Genomic DNA, 14,730 nt, shown 5'->3' on the forward strand with positions numbered 1-14,730 from the left:
TCTCGCAAAGGAGGTTGAATGTCCGATACCAAGACCGACGGCAAGGTCCGCAAGAGCGAGGCCGAGTGGCGCGAGGAATTGACGCCGATGCAGTACGCCGTGCTGCGCGAGAAAGCGACCGAGCGGCCCTTCACCGGCGAATACGAGCATGATCCCCGCAAGGGCACCTATGTCTGCGCCGGCTGCGGCAATGTGCTGTTCGCGTCCGACGCCAAGTTCGATTCCGGCTGCGGCTGGCCGAGCTTCACCCAGCCCGCGGTCGAGAGCCATATCGACGAGGAGCGGGATATGAGTCACGGCATGATCCGCACCGAGGTGCTCTGCTCCAAATGCAGCGGTCATCTCGGCCATGTCTTCCCCGACGGCCCCGGGCCGACCGGCTTGCGCTATTGCATCAATTCCGCGGCGCTGAAGCTGAACGAGAAGAAGTAACGGCGGCCACCATGCCGCGCCCCACGCGACCAACAGGCCGGTCGCGTGGGGCTTTGTTTTGGCTCCGGCCCCCGGCAACATCCTCGTGATCGGCTGACGGTCTTAACGACTCGCAGGCCGGAATGTGCTTTGCTCGGTATTCGCGGGGCCGTAGGCGTCTCGCCGTGCGGCTGCCGCCTGTTCTGAGGAGGGCGCCATGTCGCTTGGACTGATCCTCATCATCCTTTTGCTGATTATCCTGCTGGGCGGCTATAGCGGCCGAATTCGTGGCTATGGCTATGGCCTCGGCCACTCCGGAATGGGCCTTTTCGGGGTGATTTTGATCGTGGTCGCGATCCTGGCCTGGCTCGACAAGATTTGAGCACCATAAGCCATTGAAATAAAATGATTTATCTGGCCGCCCCCCGTGCTATGCGCGGATTCAGCATGTGCCCTGTCGGGGGCTCTTCTGGGGTCGCATTTTTGTCAAAGAGGCCTATATTAGGGGTCGAAATGACATGTACGGCGCGCCGCCGATAATAGGCCGCCGTCCCCCAAAATCCCTTTCGCAACGCCAACTGAAAAGAACACAAGAGGTCTTTGACCATGCGTCCACTGCGTCCGTTCAACTTCAACACCTCCGCCGAACTCTTTCCCGCCGCGATCCGCAAGAAGAAGCGCGCAGGTTTCACCTATCGGCGGTTCGGCACCGCGGCCGAGGCCGTGCAGTTCGCTATGGAGCAGTTGCCGACGGATTCGCTGAACGGCGCCTATCTCCAGGTCGAGGAAGCCCGCTTCGACCAGAACGGCATCCGCTCGCTGTACGAGAGCGAAGCCTTCCCGCTGCCCCGTCGGCCGCGCCCGGCCGCCAGCCAGACCGACGCTGACGCCGCATAAGTTTTCTGCTCTTCGCTCAACGAAAAGCCCTCGGATCGATCCGGGGGCTTTTGTTTTGAGGGACATCTATTTGCGCATGATCTCCGCGCAAACGCATTTTGCGTTTGTCGCGAAGGAAAACTGCTGCACACTTTTCCGGATCATGCGCGGCGCGGCTGCTTGTCGAGCCAGCGCCGCAGCATCCGCACGTTGCGCATGTTGGCACGGAACATCACGTCGAAGGCGTCGCCCGCGAACGGCACCAGGCCGACCACGCCGTCGAGCGCGACATTGCCGAGCATGCGCCCGGTGATGTACCAGGGCGCGCCCAGCGCGCGGGCCTCGCGCACCAGCCACAGCGAGATCGCGGTCGTGACGATGTCGCCGACGACGGGGATCAGGCCGATCAGCCCGTCGATGCCGTAGCGGATGTTGGTGCCGGGCAGGACGAAGGCGACGTCGAGCAGCTTCGCGATCGCCTCGATACGCGCGATCCGCTGCTCGCGCGTCAGGTTGCCGAACGGACTGGCGGTGGTGTTGCGGAAATCGAACTGGAAGCCTTCCTGAAAGCCTTGCTGAAAGCCTTGGAACTGCGGATGCAGCGGGCCATCGGCGAGCTCGCGCCCATCCTGGTCGATGACCTTGCCGCGCGCCTGCGCGCCGCCAAAAGGCGGCCGCGATCGCGCGGCGTTGGGCGTGAAGATGTCGTCTTGGGGCATGGTCATCACATGGTAACGCAGGCAGGCGGTTCAAGTTGCGTCACATTACCACTGTGTCACCTTCAAGGCCTGTTACCTCGAGGCTCTGCCGTGTTCGTTTCAGTAGACGCCCTTGTTCATGGTTCTGAGCCGCTGCGCCAGCGTCCTCATGACCTTCAGGGCAAAATGCGGCGTCTGGCTCACGAGGAAGAGGAACTGCTTTTCCGAGACCGGGACGAGCTCGACATCCGTGAGCGCCGTGGCGGTCGCGCTCCTTGGCTCATTGTCGATCAACGCCATCTCGCCGAAGATCGTGTCGGGCGCCAGATCCGCCATGGTCTTGTTGCCGACCTGAATGCGCACATAGCCGCTCTTGATCACGAAGAGCTCGTTGGCCTGCTCCCCCTCGCGAAAAATAATGCCGCCGGCTCGGACCAGGCGCGTTTCGATACTGTTGCCCGTCAGAAGGCTGAAGCTTGCATCTGCCACTCGAAATTCCTTTCCCCGAATCCGGACGCAGATCCGGTACGTCCCGGTCGTCTGCAGCAACGGCTGAAATAAATGCGCGAACACAGAATAGAGCAGGCCCGGGATCGGCATCGCCACTGCCCCGGGCGGCCGCGGGTCGCGAGGACGAACGCGGACATGACATTGGGACTACGTTTGCATGACGATGATATGACAGTTGTGTGAAGGTAGCCGGACCTCCGGCGTCTCGCGCGCTGATACGATGACTGCAAGGGGCGATCTATTCCGCGCCGTGCGTTGAGCGCGGCCCCTGTCCGATCGCGACGTGCTCATTTCGCGGTTGGTCAGAAGTCGCCGAACGCGACTTCTGCTTTTCCCTTGGTACTGAGCAGCTGCCCTAATGCTGGGAAGCCGGCTGCGCCGGCGCGTGCAGCTCTTCGGCATATTTGTGCGCCAGCCAGGACGTGATCACGCCCGGGATGAAGCCGACCATTCCGTACAGGATGAACTGCACCGCGCCGCTCTCGGAGCCGTGCGAGGCGTAGGTCAGCGCCGCGCCAACGAACGCCACCGCGCCGACGAGCAGCATCCGCACCACCGGCGCAATCCGCTTCACATGCATCAAGATGTCGTCGATCGCACCGAACATCAGCGACGGCACGATGCCGAACAGATAATTGTATTGCAGCGACTTCACGAACACGACGAGCAGCTTGGTCACCTCGCCGCCATTGGTCTCGGTCCAGTAGCCGGACTGATAGGTGGTCATGAGCAGCAGCAGGAAGCCGCCGATGAACGGCCCGATGGCTGCGAAGATCAGATAGCGTTTCATGGCGTGCCCTTGCCCGACGTCAACCAAGTGTAACGCGGTCGCGCGACGGTTCTAGGGAAAAATCGAAAGCCGCGGCGATGTTCCGGAGCTCTGCGCGTCGAATGCGCTGCAACAGCCGCCGATCTTGCTGCGATACGGAATCGCCCGGACGAAGCCGGGCGATGACATTGCTGGCGACCGGGGCGTGAGCTAAGGCCGCTAGTCGCCCCACTGCGCGAAGGCGTCGTTGAAGGCGCGCTCGCCGGGGGCGCCCTTCTCGATGGCGATGATGGCGCGGCGCTGGTTGGCGTAGACCAAGGGCACGTCGAACCAGGAGCGCTCCTTCAGGAGCTGGACGTTGCGGGCCCGATCGGCATCGACGTTGGAGAGGCCGACCAGGAAGAAGCCGTCGGTGACCTTGACCGCGAGGCCTGCGAGCGGCGTGCCGCGCGCCTGCTCGTTCGACTTCATCAGGATGCCGGGCACGTTGGAGACGCTGCCGCCCGGAAAATCCGGCGGCAGGATGAAGGTCAGCTCCGCGGTATGGCTCGCCGGCAGCGAGGAGTCGGTGTTGCGGCGGAACGACATCGTCATCTTGAACTTGCGGTCGGGGATCTCGATGTCGGCGCGCACGGCGACGTCGGCCTTCTGGTTGCCCGAGGCCTTGATCGGCTCGAGCCGCCACACCACCGAGCCGACATATTGCTTGCCCTTCGGATCGGACGGATCCTCGTCATAGAGCACCACGCGCTGCGCCACCGGGGCGACCGTCTCGCCCGACGAGGGCTGGCCGACGCGGTCGGTGATCTTCTTGCTCGCAGGCGTCGACGCGGCATCCTTCGGCGCCTCGACCGGGGCCGAGGATTTGAACAGGCTGCTGACAAGGGTCATGGCCTGCTGCCGGAACAGGATGCCGGTGCCGACCAGGATCAGCAGGATGCCGATCACGATCGCGGTCTTGAACGGGAACATCGACCCGACGCGCGGCGGCTTCTTCGGCTCGCGCTCGCCGTTGCCGCCCCGCGACCGCTGCGGCGGCGGACCCTGCGGCGGCTGCGGCGCGTAGCGCTCGGCCTCCTCGATCGCTTCGTCGTAGGAATAGGGCGCCTCGGACTCGCCGGCGCGGTTTTCCAGGCTCGGCTCCAGCCGGTCGAATTCCGGCGAGGGCGAGGGCACGTTGGCATAGGTGCGGCGCGCGGCGCGGCTGGCCTGCGCGGCAGCGCCGCCGAGATCGTTGGCATCGGCCGTGATGTCGCGGAAGCCGCGCACGCCCGGTGCCGGCGGCGGCACCGGCGGCGGCGCGCCTTCCGGACCGCGGCGGGGTGGGCCCGGCCGGGCCGGCGGCGCCTGGGTCTCGGGCGGGACCGGCGGGTTCTGCGGCCGCGGCGGGGCCGGCGGCGGCGTGTCGGGGCGCAGATTGCGCGGCGGACGGGGTTCGGCCGGGGGCCGCGGGCGCGCGGCGGTGTCGGCGGGGCTGGCCTCGGGCGGCCTTGTATTTGCCTCCGGCGGTCTTGCATTGGCGCGGCTGCCGCGGGCAGCGGCAGCGCCACCGGGGCGGGAGGCCTCGCGGGCACGCTGGGCGGCTTCCGATTCGACCTTGCGAACGGCCTCTTCCAGCGACAGCCGTTCGCGCGTGATCTCGGATTCGGAAAGCGGCGGCTGCACGCTCCGCAGCTGCGCGATCAGGGCCGTGCGCGCCCTCTCATAGAGCGCGCGACGGCTTTCGCCGGGAGCGTTGGGGTCCAATCCGGCGATGGCGCGGGCGATCAGCGGGTAGTAGTCAGCCATTTCCACACAATTGGAGGGATATAGGTAATATCCCGTTAAGCCTCAAACGGATTTTGCACGAGGATAGTATCTTCGCGTTCGGGGCTGGTGGAAAGCAGCGCGACCGGGCACCCCACCAATTCCTCGATCCGCCGGACATATTTGATGGCCTGGGCGGGCAGGTCGGCCCAGGACCGCGCGCTGGCGGTCGGCTCCTTCCAGCCCTCGATGGTCTCGTAAATCGGCTCGACCCGGGCCTGGGCGCCCTCGCCGGCCGGGAAATGGTCGATCTCCTTGCCGTCGAGCCTGTAGCCGGTGCAGACCTCGATCGAATCGAAGCCGTCGAGGATGTCGAGCTTGGTCAGCGCGAGCCCGGCAATTCCGCAGGTGCGGACAGTCTGTCGCACCAGCATGGCGTCGAACCAGCCGACCCGGCGCTTGCGCCCGGTATTGACGCCGAATTCCTTGCCGCGGCGGCCGATTTCCTCGCCGATCTCGTTGTCCTGCTCGGTCGGGAACGGGCCCTGCCCGACGCGGGTCGTGTAGGCCTTGCAGAGTCCGAGCACATAACCGACCGCGCCGGGGCCGAGGCCCGAGCCGGTCGCCGCCTGCGCCGCCACCGTGTTGGACGAGGTGACGTAGGGATAGGTGCCGTGGTCGACGTCGAGCAGCGCGCCTTGTGCGCCCTCGAACAGCATGCGCTTGCCTTCGCGGCGCTTGATGTCGAGCAGCCGCCACACCGTCTCGGCATAGGGCAGCAGCTGCGGCGCCATCGCCGACAGCTCGCTCAGGATGCTCTTGCCGTCGAACTCCGGCAGATTAAGCCCGCGGCGCAGCGCGTTGTGGTGGGCAAGAAGCCGGTCGATCTTGTGCGGGAGCGTGTCGAGGTCGGCGAGGTCCATCAGGCGGATGGCGCGGCGGCCGACCTTGTCCTCATAGGCAGGCCCGATGCCGCGACGGGTGGTGCCGATCGCGGTCGCGGCGCTGGCGGATTCGCGGTGCGCATCGAGCTCGCGGTGCAGCGGCAGGATCAGCGTGACGTTCTCGGCGACGCGCAGATTGTCCGGAGAGACCGCAACGCCCTGCGCCCTGAGCTTGGTGACCTCGTCGAGGAAGGCGGAGGGATCGAACACCACGCCGTTGCCGATCACGGACAGCTTGCCCTCGCGCAGCACGCCGGAGGGCAGCAGCGCGAGCTTGTAGGTCTTGCCGTTGATCACCAGCGTGTGGCCGGCGTTATGACCGCCCTGGAAGCGGACGACGATATCCGCCTGCTCCGACAACCAGTCAACGATCTTGCCCTTCCCTTCGTCGCCCCACTGGGCGCCGACGACGACAACATTGGCCATTGCGAAGATGTTCCCTTCAGGTGTTTCAGACCATGATCGCGGCGAAAACGCGTCCGCCCACAGCGACCTGCATTGATATGCCCAGCCTTAATCGCGGCGCCCGGCCGCGCGCACGCAAGGCGCCTACCGGATAAAGGAAGCGGCTCGGCTGCGCAAGCAAGAAGGGGCTCGTTTACGCCTTTTAGACGACCTACAACCCTTTGATATCCCCATTAAATTCCATGCTGCGCCCGGCCGCGCCGGGCTGGCGGGAATTTAATGTTACGGCAACGTGACGCCGGCCGTGCTGTGGATTGATTGCAGCTCCTGTTACGGCGATCATTCACCTAGATTAACCGGCAGGGTCCATGCCCAATTCCACCCAAGCGACGATGGCGCTGCGCAAGCTCGGCATTGCCTTCAAACTTCACACCTATGTCTACGATTCCAGCGCCGAGAGCATCGGGCTGCAGGCGGCCGAGGCGCTCGGCGTCGACCCGAATCGCATGCTCAAGACGCTGATGGCGGAGGTCGACGGCAAGCCGGTCTGCGCCGTGGTGCCGTCCGACTGCGAGGTCAGCATGAAGAAGCTTGCCGCCGCCCTCGGCGGCAAGTCGGCCAGGATGATGCGCCCGGCCGATGCCGAGCGGCTGACCGGCTATCATGTCGGCGGCATCAGCCCGTTCGGCCAGAAGAAGAAGGTGCCGACCGCGATCGACGAGACCGCCCTCAGCCACGTCACGGTCTTCGTCAATGGCGGCCAGCGCGGCCTGCAGATCGAGATCGATCCGAACGACGCCGCGCTCGCCGCCGGCGCCACGATGAAGGCGCTGGTGGCGACGCAGGACTGAGCCTGCGCAAGACCGATCCTGCGCGAGACTGATCCGAAGACCGGTCGCCGCGATCAATGCGAGGATTTGTCCCTCATGAACTCGGCGCCGACGAAGTCGGACAGGCCGGATAATTCCTCCGCCGTAATATCGTTGACGTTGAGCCGCAGCTGCATGATCGCGAGGTCGAGCAGATGCGCGGCGAAGCTTGCGCCGGCCGCCCTCACGATGCTGCGCTGCTCGATCAGGACAGCGATGACGTCGCGCAAACTGCGCACTTGCACTTGATCCATGGCCCTTTGCCCGGCGCTGGCCGTTGTTAGCTGAGTTGTCATTGGGATACCGATTGTAGTGTGCTGATGGACGCCGCACCCACGGGTGGGATGTACGGCAGATGCCCGGCTTCGTCGCCGAGAAGCGGGATGCGCCGGCGCATCTCGCGGACTTCGATCTCGATGGCCATCGGCGGCGGAATCAGCGTCACCGAGGCCTTCGGCCACGGCGCCGGATTCGGAGTGACGCCGGTGAAGCGATAGGCCGCGGCGATCTCGAGCGCGAGCAGCTGCAGCTCGAGCATCGCAACCCCCATCCCGGCGCAGGCGCGCGGACCGGCGCCGAACGGGATGTAGGCATCGGTGTTGTAGCGCCGCGTCATCAGGAAGCGGTCCGGATTCTCGAAATGCCGGGGGTCGCGCTGCAGCTGCCAGGGGCAGATCAACAGCGAGGTGCCGACCTTGAGATCGCGCCCGCCGATCGTCACCGGCTGCATCACCTCGCGCGAGAACCACCAGGCGCTGGGGTAGAGCCGGCAGACCTCCTTGACCAGCGTCGCGCTCAAATTGGCGCGCTTCACCGCGTCGAGCCGCAGCTCGCCGTCGTCGCCGAGGCACTCCGCCGCCTCGTCGGCAATCTCGTCCATCAGGGCGGGATCGGCGGCCATCTGGTAGAACATCCACGCCGCAGTCGAACCTGTGGTGTGATGGCCGGCCAGCAGCAATGTCAGGATCTCGTCCTCGAGATCGCGATCGGTCAGGCCGAGCGCCTCGAGATCGCGCAGCGCGCTGCTCGAGCCGGCCTTGCGGCGCAGGCGCTGCACCACCGTCGACATCGCAAGCTTGGCGCAGACCCGGTTCTTGCGCCGCCGATACCAGGCCACCGGACCGAACGGCAACGCGCGGAACATCTCTTCCGCCAGATCGTCCTCGATCGCGCCCACCGCCTGAACCAGGGCTTCCTCGTCGCCGGACGACATCACCTGGGAGCCGAAGATCGCGACGCAGATCGTCCGCAGCGCCAGCATCGCGGTGACATGGTGCGGATCGAACGATCCGAGCCGCGCCAGGCTGGCGCCGACCGCGCGGATCTCGGCGCACATATGCGGCAGGAATTTCTCGACGCTGCCCTTGGCCATGTGCTTCTGCAGCACCGCTCGCCGCCGCTTGTGCTCCTCGCCGCTCAACATCAGCGAGCTGCGGCCGAGCACCGGCGTCAGCTTCTTGATCAGCTTGCCCTTTCCGATGTCGGTCTCCGGCGCCTTGAGGATCGGGCGGAGCAGATCCGGATCGTTCACCAGGAAGACCGGCGCGGGACCGAGCTGCAACGGCACCAGCCCCAGCGCGGACTCGTTGCCGCGCGTCAGCAGCAGACGCAGCGGATCACGCTGGAATGCTCGAACGTCCGAGAACATGTGAAGCATCGTGGATCTCCAATTGCCGTCCAAGGTCGAGGAATTTGGTCAGGCCGGGATTGGCGGCGGGACCGAGCGGGATTTCTCCGGCGAGCGCCGTCAGCGGGCGGCCCATGCGATCATTGCCGATCACCTGCGGCGGGCCGTAGCGGCGGGTGCGGATGTCCATGCGGGTAAGAAAACGCTCATAGGAGAGATCAGCCAGCGCCACGAGCGCCTTCGCTCCGCGCAGCTCGGCGAAGCGAAACATCAGCGCGTAGTTCACGCGTGCGGCCTGCGACCTCGCAACGTTCGGCAGCACGCCGAAACGGCTGATCTCCCAGGCGTCGCGGCTGGCCGGAAAGCGACGCAGCGCAAGCTGCGGGAAGACCGACTTGGTGAGATAGGGATAATCGGTGCGGATCGCGCGGAAGCCGCCGACGAGCTCGACGCCGGAGAACAACAGGCAGTGCTCGGTATACCAGCAGTCGAACTGATCGCGTTCGACATCCCCGACCGTGGTCAGGAGCCAGCCGCAATGATCGACGAACAGGCGCTTGCGCAGCCGCAACATCGCCCCGACATGCGCCGGATCAAGCTCTTCCCTGGTGATGAGGGCGTGGTAGCCGTCCAATGAATGAAGCATTTGTCCCTTCCTCCAAATGCGGGAACATCTGGAACAAAAGGGGTTAACTGTGGTACCCCCTAAATCCGGGGGTTTTCGTCAATGGGCCTGGTAGACGCGATTTCGACCATCGAGGCGTCGGATACCATCGACGAGCTCAGCTCGTCATTGCACCGCGTTGTCCAGAATTACGGCTTCTCGGGCTTTGCCTTCGTCGATGCCGGCCGGCCCGACCTCGATCTGCCCTATCATATCGGCACATTTCCCGACGCCTGGAAGCGGGCGTATGTGCAGAACGAGTTCGTTCATGCCGATCCGGCGCTGGCGCGGTCACGACGCACCAACACGCCGTTCAGCTGGAGCAGCCTGAAGCTGCCGGAGCGAAGCGGACGCAGGCGACCGCCCGAGGTCAAGACGATGGATGCCGCCCGGGAATTCGGATTCAAGGACGGCTTCGTCGTTCCCTTCCACTATCGCGACCGGCTCGGCGCGGTGCATTCGAGCTCGACGGTGTTCTTCTGGGAAGACGAGCCGCGCGACTTCGACAAGCTGTTCGTCTGCCATCGCCATGAACTGCATCTGTTGATGATCTATTGGGTGCAGCGGGCGATGGACATCGTCAACCGCGACCAGCGCAACGCGCCGACCATCCTCAAGCCCGCGGACGCCGCCGAAACCATCAAGCTCACCGGGCGGGAGAAGGAAGTGATCGCCTGGGCGGCGCGCGGCAAGACCGTGGCCGACACCGCGCAGATCCTCGGCATTTCACCTGAGACGGTGGAAGGCTTCATCAAGCAGGCGCTGCGCAAGCTCGAGGCATCCAACAAGACCCATGGGGTGGCCAAGAGCATCGCGCTCGGGATCATCGATTTGTGAGCGGCGCCGCGCAGCCGTGGCGGTGCTTCCGGGGCTGCCGCCATGCCGGCCGCATCGCCCTGCCAGGACCAGACACCGCGACCTGTGGGCGCGGTCACACATCCGGGTTGGGCTTATGCTCCCAGTCGCCCCTTGATTGCATTCACGCACGGTCTTGATAATAAAGGCCGGGGCCGGATGACGCCGCCGCGAGCATCCCTGACTGGGGTGCGCATTCCGGTGCCCATCCGGCGCGACTGCCCGGCTGGCGTAGAGGCGCGGATCATCCTGCGCATTGCCCGGTACGGCAGGACCCGTTGTCCAGCCGCGTGATCCGTAGAAGTCCCATCGCGACGAACCGCCGGTTCATTTGCTACCAACTTTCGTAGCGGAAATGCTGTCCACGGACCCAGCTGGAGATGGTCTGAACGCATCATGAGCACATCACAGGACGACCGGATCGACCAATTGGTGCAGGCGCGCTGGCGCGCAATCGGGCTGTCGCAGGCGGATCTCGCCGAGATCCTGTGCGCCGGCGCCTCCCTGCAAAAGAACGGCGTCGACGGCACAGTCAAGATCGATACCGGTCGCCTGGCGGCGGTCGCGGAGATGCTCGGAATCGCTGCCGACATCCTCAATCGCCGGCCGGTCACGGCAGCGCAGGCACAAGCCGGCCAGACGGCGGAATCGCTGCAGTCCCTGCTCGAACTACGCATGCTGCGGGTGTTTCGCGACGTGCAGGACCCCGACACCAAGCGGATCCTGATCGAGCTCGCCGAGCAGATCGTCAAGCGCCAGACCACGCCGCCGGAGACCGGCTAAAGCGCGATGAGATTAGGTTGAATCGTCATCGCGCCTTAGCTCTTTGTTTGAGCATGATCTTTTCGGAAAACCGCTTCGCACTTTTCCGGATCATGCTTTAGGACCAAGCGTTCGATTCCCTGCGCGACCGGCGCGGGGCTGGCCCGGCCAGGCGCCGTCAGGCCGCCTTGGTGAAGGGGCCTTCGCGCATGGTCGCGATGCGTCTATCCCCATTGATGGAATGACGAAATCCGTGTCTGTGATCCGAGCCGGGGAGATCCATACCGGCCCGGCGGTGCCAGCCGGGCAGGCCGCGGCGTCGTGAACCCGGGCCCTCTTTATGTCTGCCTCCGATTCCACCACATCAACGCCTGCGGCCGGCTCCTGGATCGCCAACCAGCCTTATCTGCTGCTCAGCATTACCGCGCTGTGCTGGGCCGGCAACGCCATCGTCGGACGGCTCGCCGCCGGACACATCCCGCCGGTCACGCTGTCGTTCCTGCGCTGGTCGGCGGCATTCCTGATCATCCTGCCGTTTGCCTGGAAGCACCTCGTTCGCGACTGGCCGGTGATCCGCAACAATCTCGGCATCATGGTGCTGATGTCGATCACCGGCATCAGCGCCTTCAACACGCTGCAATACTGGGCGCTGGAGCACACCCAGGCGCTCAACACGTTGCTGCTGCAATCCGCGGCACCGCTGGTGGTCGCGTTGTGGTCGCTGATCCTGCTCGGCGCACGGCTGACGCTGGCGCAATTGTTCGGCGTGCTGCTGTCGCTCGCCGGCGTGCTGGTGATCCTGCTGCACGGCGATCTCACGACGCTGTCGAAGATCGAGTTCAACAAGGGCGATCTGATCTTCATCGTCGCATTGGTGATCTTCGCGCTGTATTCGGTGCTGACCCTGAAGCGGCCCAACATCCACGGCCTGTCGGTCGCCGCCTTCACCTTCGGCTGCGGCGCGCTGGTCCTGATCCCGCTCTACATCTGGGAACTCGGCGCGCGTCCGGTGATGCAGCTCACGACCAACAATCTGCTGTCGCTGTTCTATGTCGCGGTGTTCCCCTCGACACTGGCCTATCTGTGCTTCAACCGCGGTGTGCAGCTGATCGGCGCCAACCGCGCCGCGCCGTTCTTCCATGTCGTGCCCGTGTTCGGTTCGATCATGGCGATGGCGTTTCTGGGCGAACACCCGCAGGCGTTCCACTTCATCGGCTTCGCGCTGGTGCTGGCGGGCGTGTTCGCAGCGTCGCGGCGGCAGTCGGCGGCGTGACTGTCGGAAGAGCACGTCTCCATCCTTCCCTCTCCCCGTTCTTACGGGGAGAAGGTCAGGGTGAGGGGCTCGCTCCGCAAAGACGGAGCGAGATGAATTCGCGGAAACTCCCCCTCACCCGGATCGCATCTTCGATGCGATCCGACCTCTCCCCGCAAGCGGGGCGAGGTGGAAGAAGGGGATGCGGTGACTATCGGCGGCAAATCCGCTATCTCTTGAGGTCTGCTTCGCAGACGGGTTTTACGCATGGCGCGCGCCAGCAATCTCTTGATCGGCACCCTGACGCTGGCCCTGGTCGCCGGCTCGCTCGGCGGCTGGCTGGGCTATCAGCGCTATGCCGGCATCAAGCGGATGGTGCCGTTCCGCGTCATCTTCGAGGGCTCGGCGTCGGGCCTGCGCCGCGGCGGCAGCGTCAACTTCGCCGGCGTGCGGATCGGCGAGGTGGTCTCGATCAGGCTCGACCGGCACCGCGTGGTGGCGATGACGCGGATCGAGGGCAACGCCCCGATCAAGAAGGACACCCAGGCCGGCCTCGAATTCCAGGGCCTGACCGGGATCGCCTCGATCTCCTTCACCGGCGGCACCGACGATGCGCCGCCGCCGACGCTCGGCGCCGACGGCATTCCCGAGCTGACCGCCGACGCCGAAGGCACGATGGGGATCCAGGAGAAGCTGCGGGTCGCGCTGCGCAATGTCGACCGCGTCATCAGCGAGAACGAGGCCGACATCAAGGACTCGCTGCTCGGGCTCGAGAACTTCACCAATTCGCTGTCCGGCAATGGCGAGCTGATCGCCGGCTTCATCGACGCCGCCGACGACGGCATCAGCGCGGTCGACGCCAAGATGAACTCGGCCGACAAGTTCCTGAAAAACTTCGGCAGCGACAAATATGGCGGCGAACTGCTGCCGACCGTGATCTCGCTGCGCGAGCTGATCCAGAGCTTCGACAAGAAATCCGGCGCCATGATCGCCGAGACCCGCAGGACGCTCAGCGACGTTAGCCAGTCCGTCAACAAGTTCAACGAGAAATTTGTCGGGCCCGCCGGCAGGCGCTAGTCTTGCCTTCCGACCAAGAACCAAGAACAACGGAAACGCTCAACGTGCACGACCGGACCGCAGCCCCCTCTCCGCCTCCCGCAACCGTCAACCGCGCAGCACCCGCAGTACCGCGGCATCTGTGGCGCTATCTCACGCTCGACGATTTCGAGCCGCAGGCGCGGCGACTGCTGCCGAAATTCCTCTACGGCTACATCTCCGGCGGCGCCGAGACCGACGCGGCGCGCAGCGACAATCGCCGGGCGTTCGAGGAATACGGCTTCGTGCCGCGGGTGCTGCAGGACGTCTCGGGCCGCGACCAGACCACGACGCTGTTCGGCAAGAGCTACGCCTCGCCGTTCGGCATTCCGCCGATGGGCTCGTCCGCGCTGTGCGCCTATCGCGGCGACATCGTGCTGACGCGGGCCGCGGTCGCCGCCAACATCCCGATGATCCTGTCGGCCTCCTCGCTGATCACGCTGGAGGACGTTCGCGCCGCCAATCCTTCGGCCTGGTACCAGGCCTATCTCGCCGGCCTTCCCGAGCGGATCGAGCCGCTGGTCGACCGCGTCGCCGCCGCCGGCTACGACACCTTCGTCGTCACCGCCGACGTGCCGGTGCCGCCCAACCGCGAGAACAATATCCGCAACGGCTTCCAGGTGCCGCTCGAGATCACGCCGCGGGTGTTCTGGGACACCATCACCCATCCCGACTGGCTGCTGAACACCTGGGCGCGCACCGTGTTCAATCACGGCATGCCGCATTTCGAGAACATGGACGCCAAGCAGGGCCCGCCGGTGCTGTCCAAGAATTTGATGCGCAACATCGGCAGCCGCGACCAGCTGGCCTGGAAGCATGTCGAGCTGATCCGCAAGCGCTGGCGCGGCAAGCTCGTGGTCAAGGGGCTGATCGCGCCGGAAGACGCCCGGCTGGCGCGCGAGCATGGCTGCGACGGCGTCATGGTCTCCAACCATGGCGGCCGCCAGCTCGACTACACCGTCTCCGGCTTGCGCACGCTGCCGGAGATCGCGGCGCAGAAGGGCAACATGACCGTGATGGTCGATGGCGGCATCCGCCGCGGCACCGACGTGATCAAGGCGCTGGCGCTCGGTGCGGACTTCGTCTGGGTCGGCCGTCCGTTCCTCTATGCCGCCGTGGTCGCCGGCGAGGCCGGCGTGGCGCGCGCGATCTCGCTCCTGCATGCCGAGATCGACCGCGATCTCGCGCTGCTCGGCATCCGCAGCCTGAAGGAGATCAGGCCAGACCTGGTGCGGAAATTCTAGAGC

General features: G+C 65.3%; 17 protein-coding genes. 9 read left to right on the forward strand and 8 right to left on the reverse strand.

Annotation, left to right across the window (positions count from 1 at the left end; translation table 11 throughout):
* Nucleotides 1–18 precede the first annotated feature (18 nt).
* From msrB to RX327_RS34025, 3 genes are all read left to right on the forward strand, one after another.
* The gene (gene msrB, locus RX327_RS34015) at nt 19–432 is read left to right on the forward strand and encodes a peptide-methionine (R)-S-oxide reductase MsrB (RefSeq protein ID WP_317248499.1); all 414 of its coding nucleotides are present in this window, start codon (nt 19–21) and stop codon (nt 430–432) included.
* Nucleotides 433–628: 196 nt separating this feature from the next.
* The gene (locus tag RX327_RS34020; protein ID WP_016844323.1) at nt 629–793 is read left to right on the forward strand and encodes a DUF3309 family protein; all 165 of its coding nucleotides are present in this window, start codon (nt 629–631) and stop codon (nt 791–793) included.
* A gap of 224 nt (nt 794–1,017) precedes the next feature.
* Nucleotides 1,018–1,308 carry a hypothetical protein gene (locus RX327_RS34025; protein WP_317248500.1) on the forward strand — a complete coding sequence of 97 codons (291 nt, stop codon included), beginning with the start codon at nt 1,018–1,020 and terminating at the stop codon, nt 1,306–1,308.
* Nucleotides 1,309–1,448: 140 nt separating this feature from the next.
* On the opposite strand, the gene RX327_RS34030 is transcribed toward RX327_RS34025, so the two are convergent.
* The 5 genes from RX327_RS34030 to RX327_RS34050 all read right to left on the reverse strand — a co-directional run bounded on the left by RX327_RS34030 (nt 1,449) and on the right by RX327_RS34050 (nt 6,380).
* On the reverse strand, nt 1,449–2,012 hold the full coding sequence (locus tag RX327_RS34030) for a DUF4112 domain-containing protein (protein WP_317248501.1): 564 nt from the start codon (nt 2,010–2,012) through the stop codon (nt 1,449–1,451).
* Nucleotides 2,013–2,105: 93 nt separating this feature from the next.
* Nucleotides 2,106–2,585 carry a Crp/Fnr family transcriptional regulator gene (locus tag RX327_RS34035; protein WP_050387549.1) on the reverse strand — a complete coding sequence of 160 codons (480 nt, stop codon included), beginning with the start codon at nt 2,583–2,585 and terminating at the stop codon, nt 2,106–2,108.
* Nucleotides 2,586–2,850: 265 nt separating this feature from the next.
* Nucleotides 2,851–3,285 (reverse strand): DUF5413 family protein, encoded by a 435-nt coding sequence (locus tag RX327_RS34040; RefSeq protein ID WP_028333472.1) that lies wholly within the window; start codon nt 3,283–3,285, stop codon nt 2,851–2,853.
* A 198-nt stretch (nt 3,286–3,483) separates the two neighbouring features.
* Nucleotides 3,484–5,052, reverse strand: coding sequence for a hypothetical protein (locus tag RX327_RS34045; RefSeq protein ID WP_317248502.1), 1,569 nt, complete (start codon nt 5,050–5,052; stop codon nt 3,484–3,486).
* Nucleotides 5,053–5,087: 35 nt separating this feature from the next.
* On the reverse strand, nt 5,088–6,380 hold the full coding sequence (locus tag RX327_RS34050) for an adenylosuccinate synthase (RefSeq protein ID WP_317248503.1): 1,293 nt from the start codon (nt 6,378–6,380) through the stop codon (nt 5,088–5,090).
* Between the two features lie 347 nt (nt 6,381–6,727).
* Between RX327_RS34050 and ybaK the strand changes: the two genes are divergently transcribed.
* Complete coding sequence (ybaK, locus tag RX327_RS34055; RefSeq protein ID WP_050387551.1) at nt 6,728–7,210, forward strand: Cys-tRNA(Pro) deacylase; 483 nt, start codon at nt 6,728–6,730, stop codon at nt 7,208–7,210.
* 53 nt (nt 7,211–7,263) lie between these two features.
* Here the strand turns inward: ybaK and RX327_RS34060 are convergent, their stop codons facing one another.
* From RX327_RS34060 to RX327_RS34070, 3 genes are read right to left on the reverse strand one after another with little or no spacing between them, the layout of a single operon-like run.
* Complete coding sequence (locus RX327_RS34060; protein WP_016842680.1) at nt 7,264–7,482, reverse strand: hypothetical protein; 219 nt, start codon at nt 7,480–7,482, stop codon at nt 7,264–7,266.
* Between the two features lie 38 nt (nt 7,483–7,520).
* On the reverse strand, nt 7,521–8,885 hold the full coding sequence (locus tag RX327_RS34065) for a cytochrome P450 (RefSeq protein WP_283088555.1): 1,365 nt from the start codon (nt 8,883–8,885) through the stop codon (nt 7,521–7,523).
* Nucleotides 8,845–9,501 carry an acyl-homoserine-lactone synthase gene (locus tag RX327_RS34070; RefSeq protein ID WP_050387553.1) on the reverse strand — a complete coding sequence of 219 codons (657 nt, stop codon included), beginning with the start codon at nt 9,499–9,501 and terminating at the stop codon, nt 8,845–8,847. Before RX327_RS34070 ends, RX327_RS34065 begins: the two co-directional genes overlap by 41 nt.
* A gap of 81 nt (nt 9,502–9,582) precedes the next feature.
* Here RX327_RS34070 and RX327_RS34075 point away from each other — a divergent pair, with 81 nt between their 5' ends.
* The 5 genes from RX327_RS34075 (at nt 9,583) to RX327_RS34095 (ending at nt 14,727) form a co-directional block, all read left to right on the forward strand.
* Nucleotides 9,583–10,356, forward strand: coding sequence for a helix-turn-helix transcriptional regulator (locus RX327_RS34075; RefSeq protein WP_050387554.1), 774 nt, complete (start codon nt 9,583–9,585; stop codon nt 10,354–10,356).
* Nucleotides 10,357–10,770: 414 nt separating this feature from the next.
* Nucleotides 10,771–11,157, forward strand: a complete 387-nt coding sequence (locus tag RX327_RS34080; protein ID WP_050387555.1) for a hypothetical protein — start codon at nt 10,771–10,773, stop codon at nt 11,155–11,157.
* A 319-nt stretch (nt 11,158–11,476) separates the two neighbouring features.
* Nucleotides 11,477–12,409, forward strand: coding sequence for a DMT family transporter (locus tag RX327_RS34085; protein ID WP_317248504.1), 933 nt, complete (start codon nt 11,477–11,479; stop codon nt 12,407–12,409).
* A 246-nt stretch (nt 12,410–12,655) separates the two neighbouring features.
* Nucleotides 12,656–13,465, forward strand: coding sequence for an MlaD family protein (locus RX327_RS34090; RefSeq protein WP_050387557.1), 810 nt, complete (start codon nt 12,656–12,658; stop codon nt 13,463–13,465).
* A gap of 119 nt (nt 13,466–13,584) precedes the next feature.
* The gene (locus tag RX327_RS34095) at nt 13,585–14,727 is read left to right on the forward strand and encodes an alpha-hydroxy acid oxidase (protein ID WP_317251389.1); all 1,143 of its coding nucleotides are present in this window, start codon (nt 13,585–13,587) and stop codon (nt 14,725–14,727) included.
* Nucleotides 14,728–14,730 lie beyond the last annotated feature (3 nt).

The organism is Bradyrhizobium sp. BEA-2-5, from assembly GCF_032918025.1.
GTDB lineage: Bacteria > Pseudomonadota > Alphaproteobacteria > Rhizobiales > Xanthobacteraceae > Bradyrhizobium > Bradyrhizobium pachyrhizi.

Coding starts and splice junctions, on each gene's coding strand:
- msrB (WP_317248499.1), top strand. CDS start 19: ATGTCCGATACCAAGACCGACGGCAAGGTCCGCAAGAGCGAGGCCGAG.
- RX327_RS34020 (WP_016844323.1), top strand. CDS start 629: ATGTCGCTTGGACTGATCCTCATCATCCTTTTGCTGATTATCCTGCTG.
- RX327_RS34025 (WP_317248500.1), top strand. CDS start 1,018: ATGCGTCCACTGCGTCCGTTCAACTTCAACACCTCCGCCGAACTCTTT.
- RX327_RS34030 (WP_317248501.1), bottom strand. CDS start 2,012: ATGACCATGCCCCAAGACGACATCTTCACGCCCAACGCCGCGCGATCG.
- RX327_RS34035 (WP_050387549.1), bottom strand. CDS start 2,585: ATGCCGATCCCGGGCCTGCTCTATTCTGTGTTCGCGCATTTATTTCAG.
- RX327_RS34040 (WP_028333472.1), bottom strand. CDS start 3,285: ATGAAACGCTATCTGATCTTCGCAGCCATCGGGCCGTTCATCGGCGGC.
- RX327_RS34045 (WP_317248502.1), bottom strand. CDS start 5,052: ATGGCTGACTACTACCCGCTGATCGCCCGCGCCATCGCCGGATTGGAC.
- RX327_RS34050 (WP_317248503.1), bottom strand. CDS start 6,380: ATGGCCAATGTTGTCGTCGTCGGCGCCCAGTGGGGCGACGAAGGGAAG.
- ybaK (WP_050387551.1), top strand. CDS start 6,728: ATGCCCAATTCCACCCAAGCGACGATGGCGCTGCGCAAGCTCGGCATT.
- RX327_RS34060 (WP_016842680.1), bottom strand. CDS start 7,482: ATGGATCAAGTGCAAGTGCGCAGTTTGCGCGACGTCATCGCTGTCCTG.
- RX327_RS34065 (WP_283088555.1), bottom strand. CDS start 8,885: ATGCTTCACATGTTCTCGGACGTTCGAGCATTCCAGCGTGATCCGCTG.
- RX327_RS34070 (WP_050387553.1), bottom strand. CDS start 9,501: ATGCTTCATTCATTGGACGGCTACCACGCCCTCATCACCAGGGAAGAG.
- RX327_RS34075 (WP_050387554.1), top strand. CDS start 9,583: ATGGGCCTGGTAGACGCGATTTCGACCATCGAGGCGTCGGATACCATC.
- RX327_RS34080 (WP_050387555.1), top strand. CDS start 10,771: ATGAGCACATCACAGGACGACCGGATCGACCAATTGGTGCAGGCGCGC.
- RX327_RS34085 (WP_317248504.1), top strand. CDS start 11,477: ATGTCTGCCTCCGATTCCACCACATCAACGCCTGCGGCCGGCTCCTGG.
- RX327_RS34090 (WP_050387557.1), top strand. CDS start 12,656: ATGGCGCGCGCCAGCAATCTCTTGATCGGCACCCTGACGCTGGCCCTG.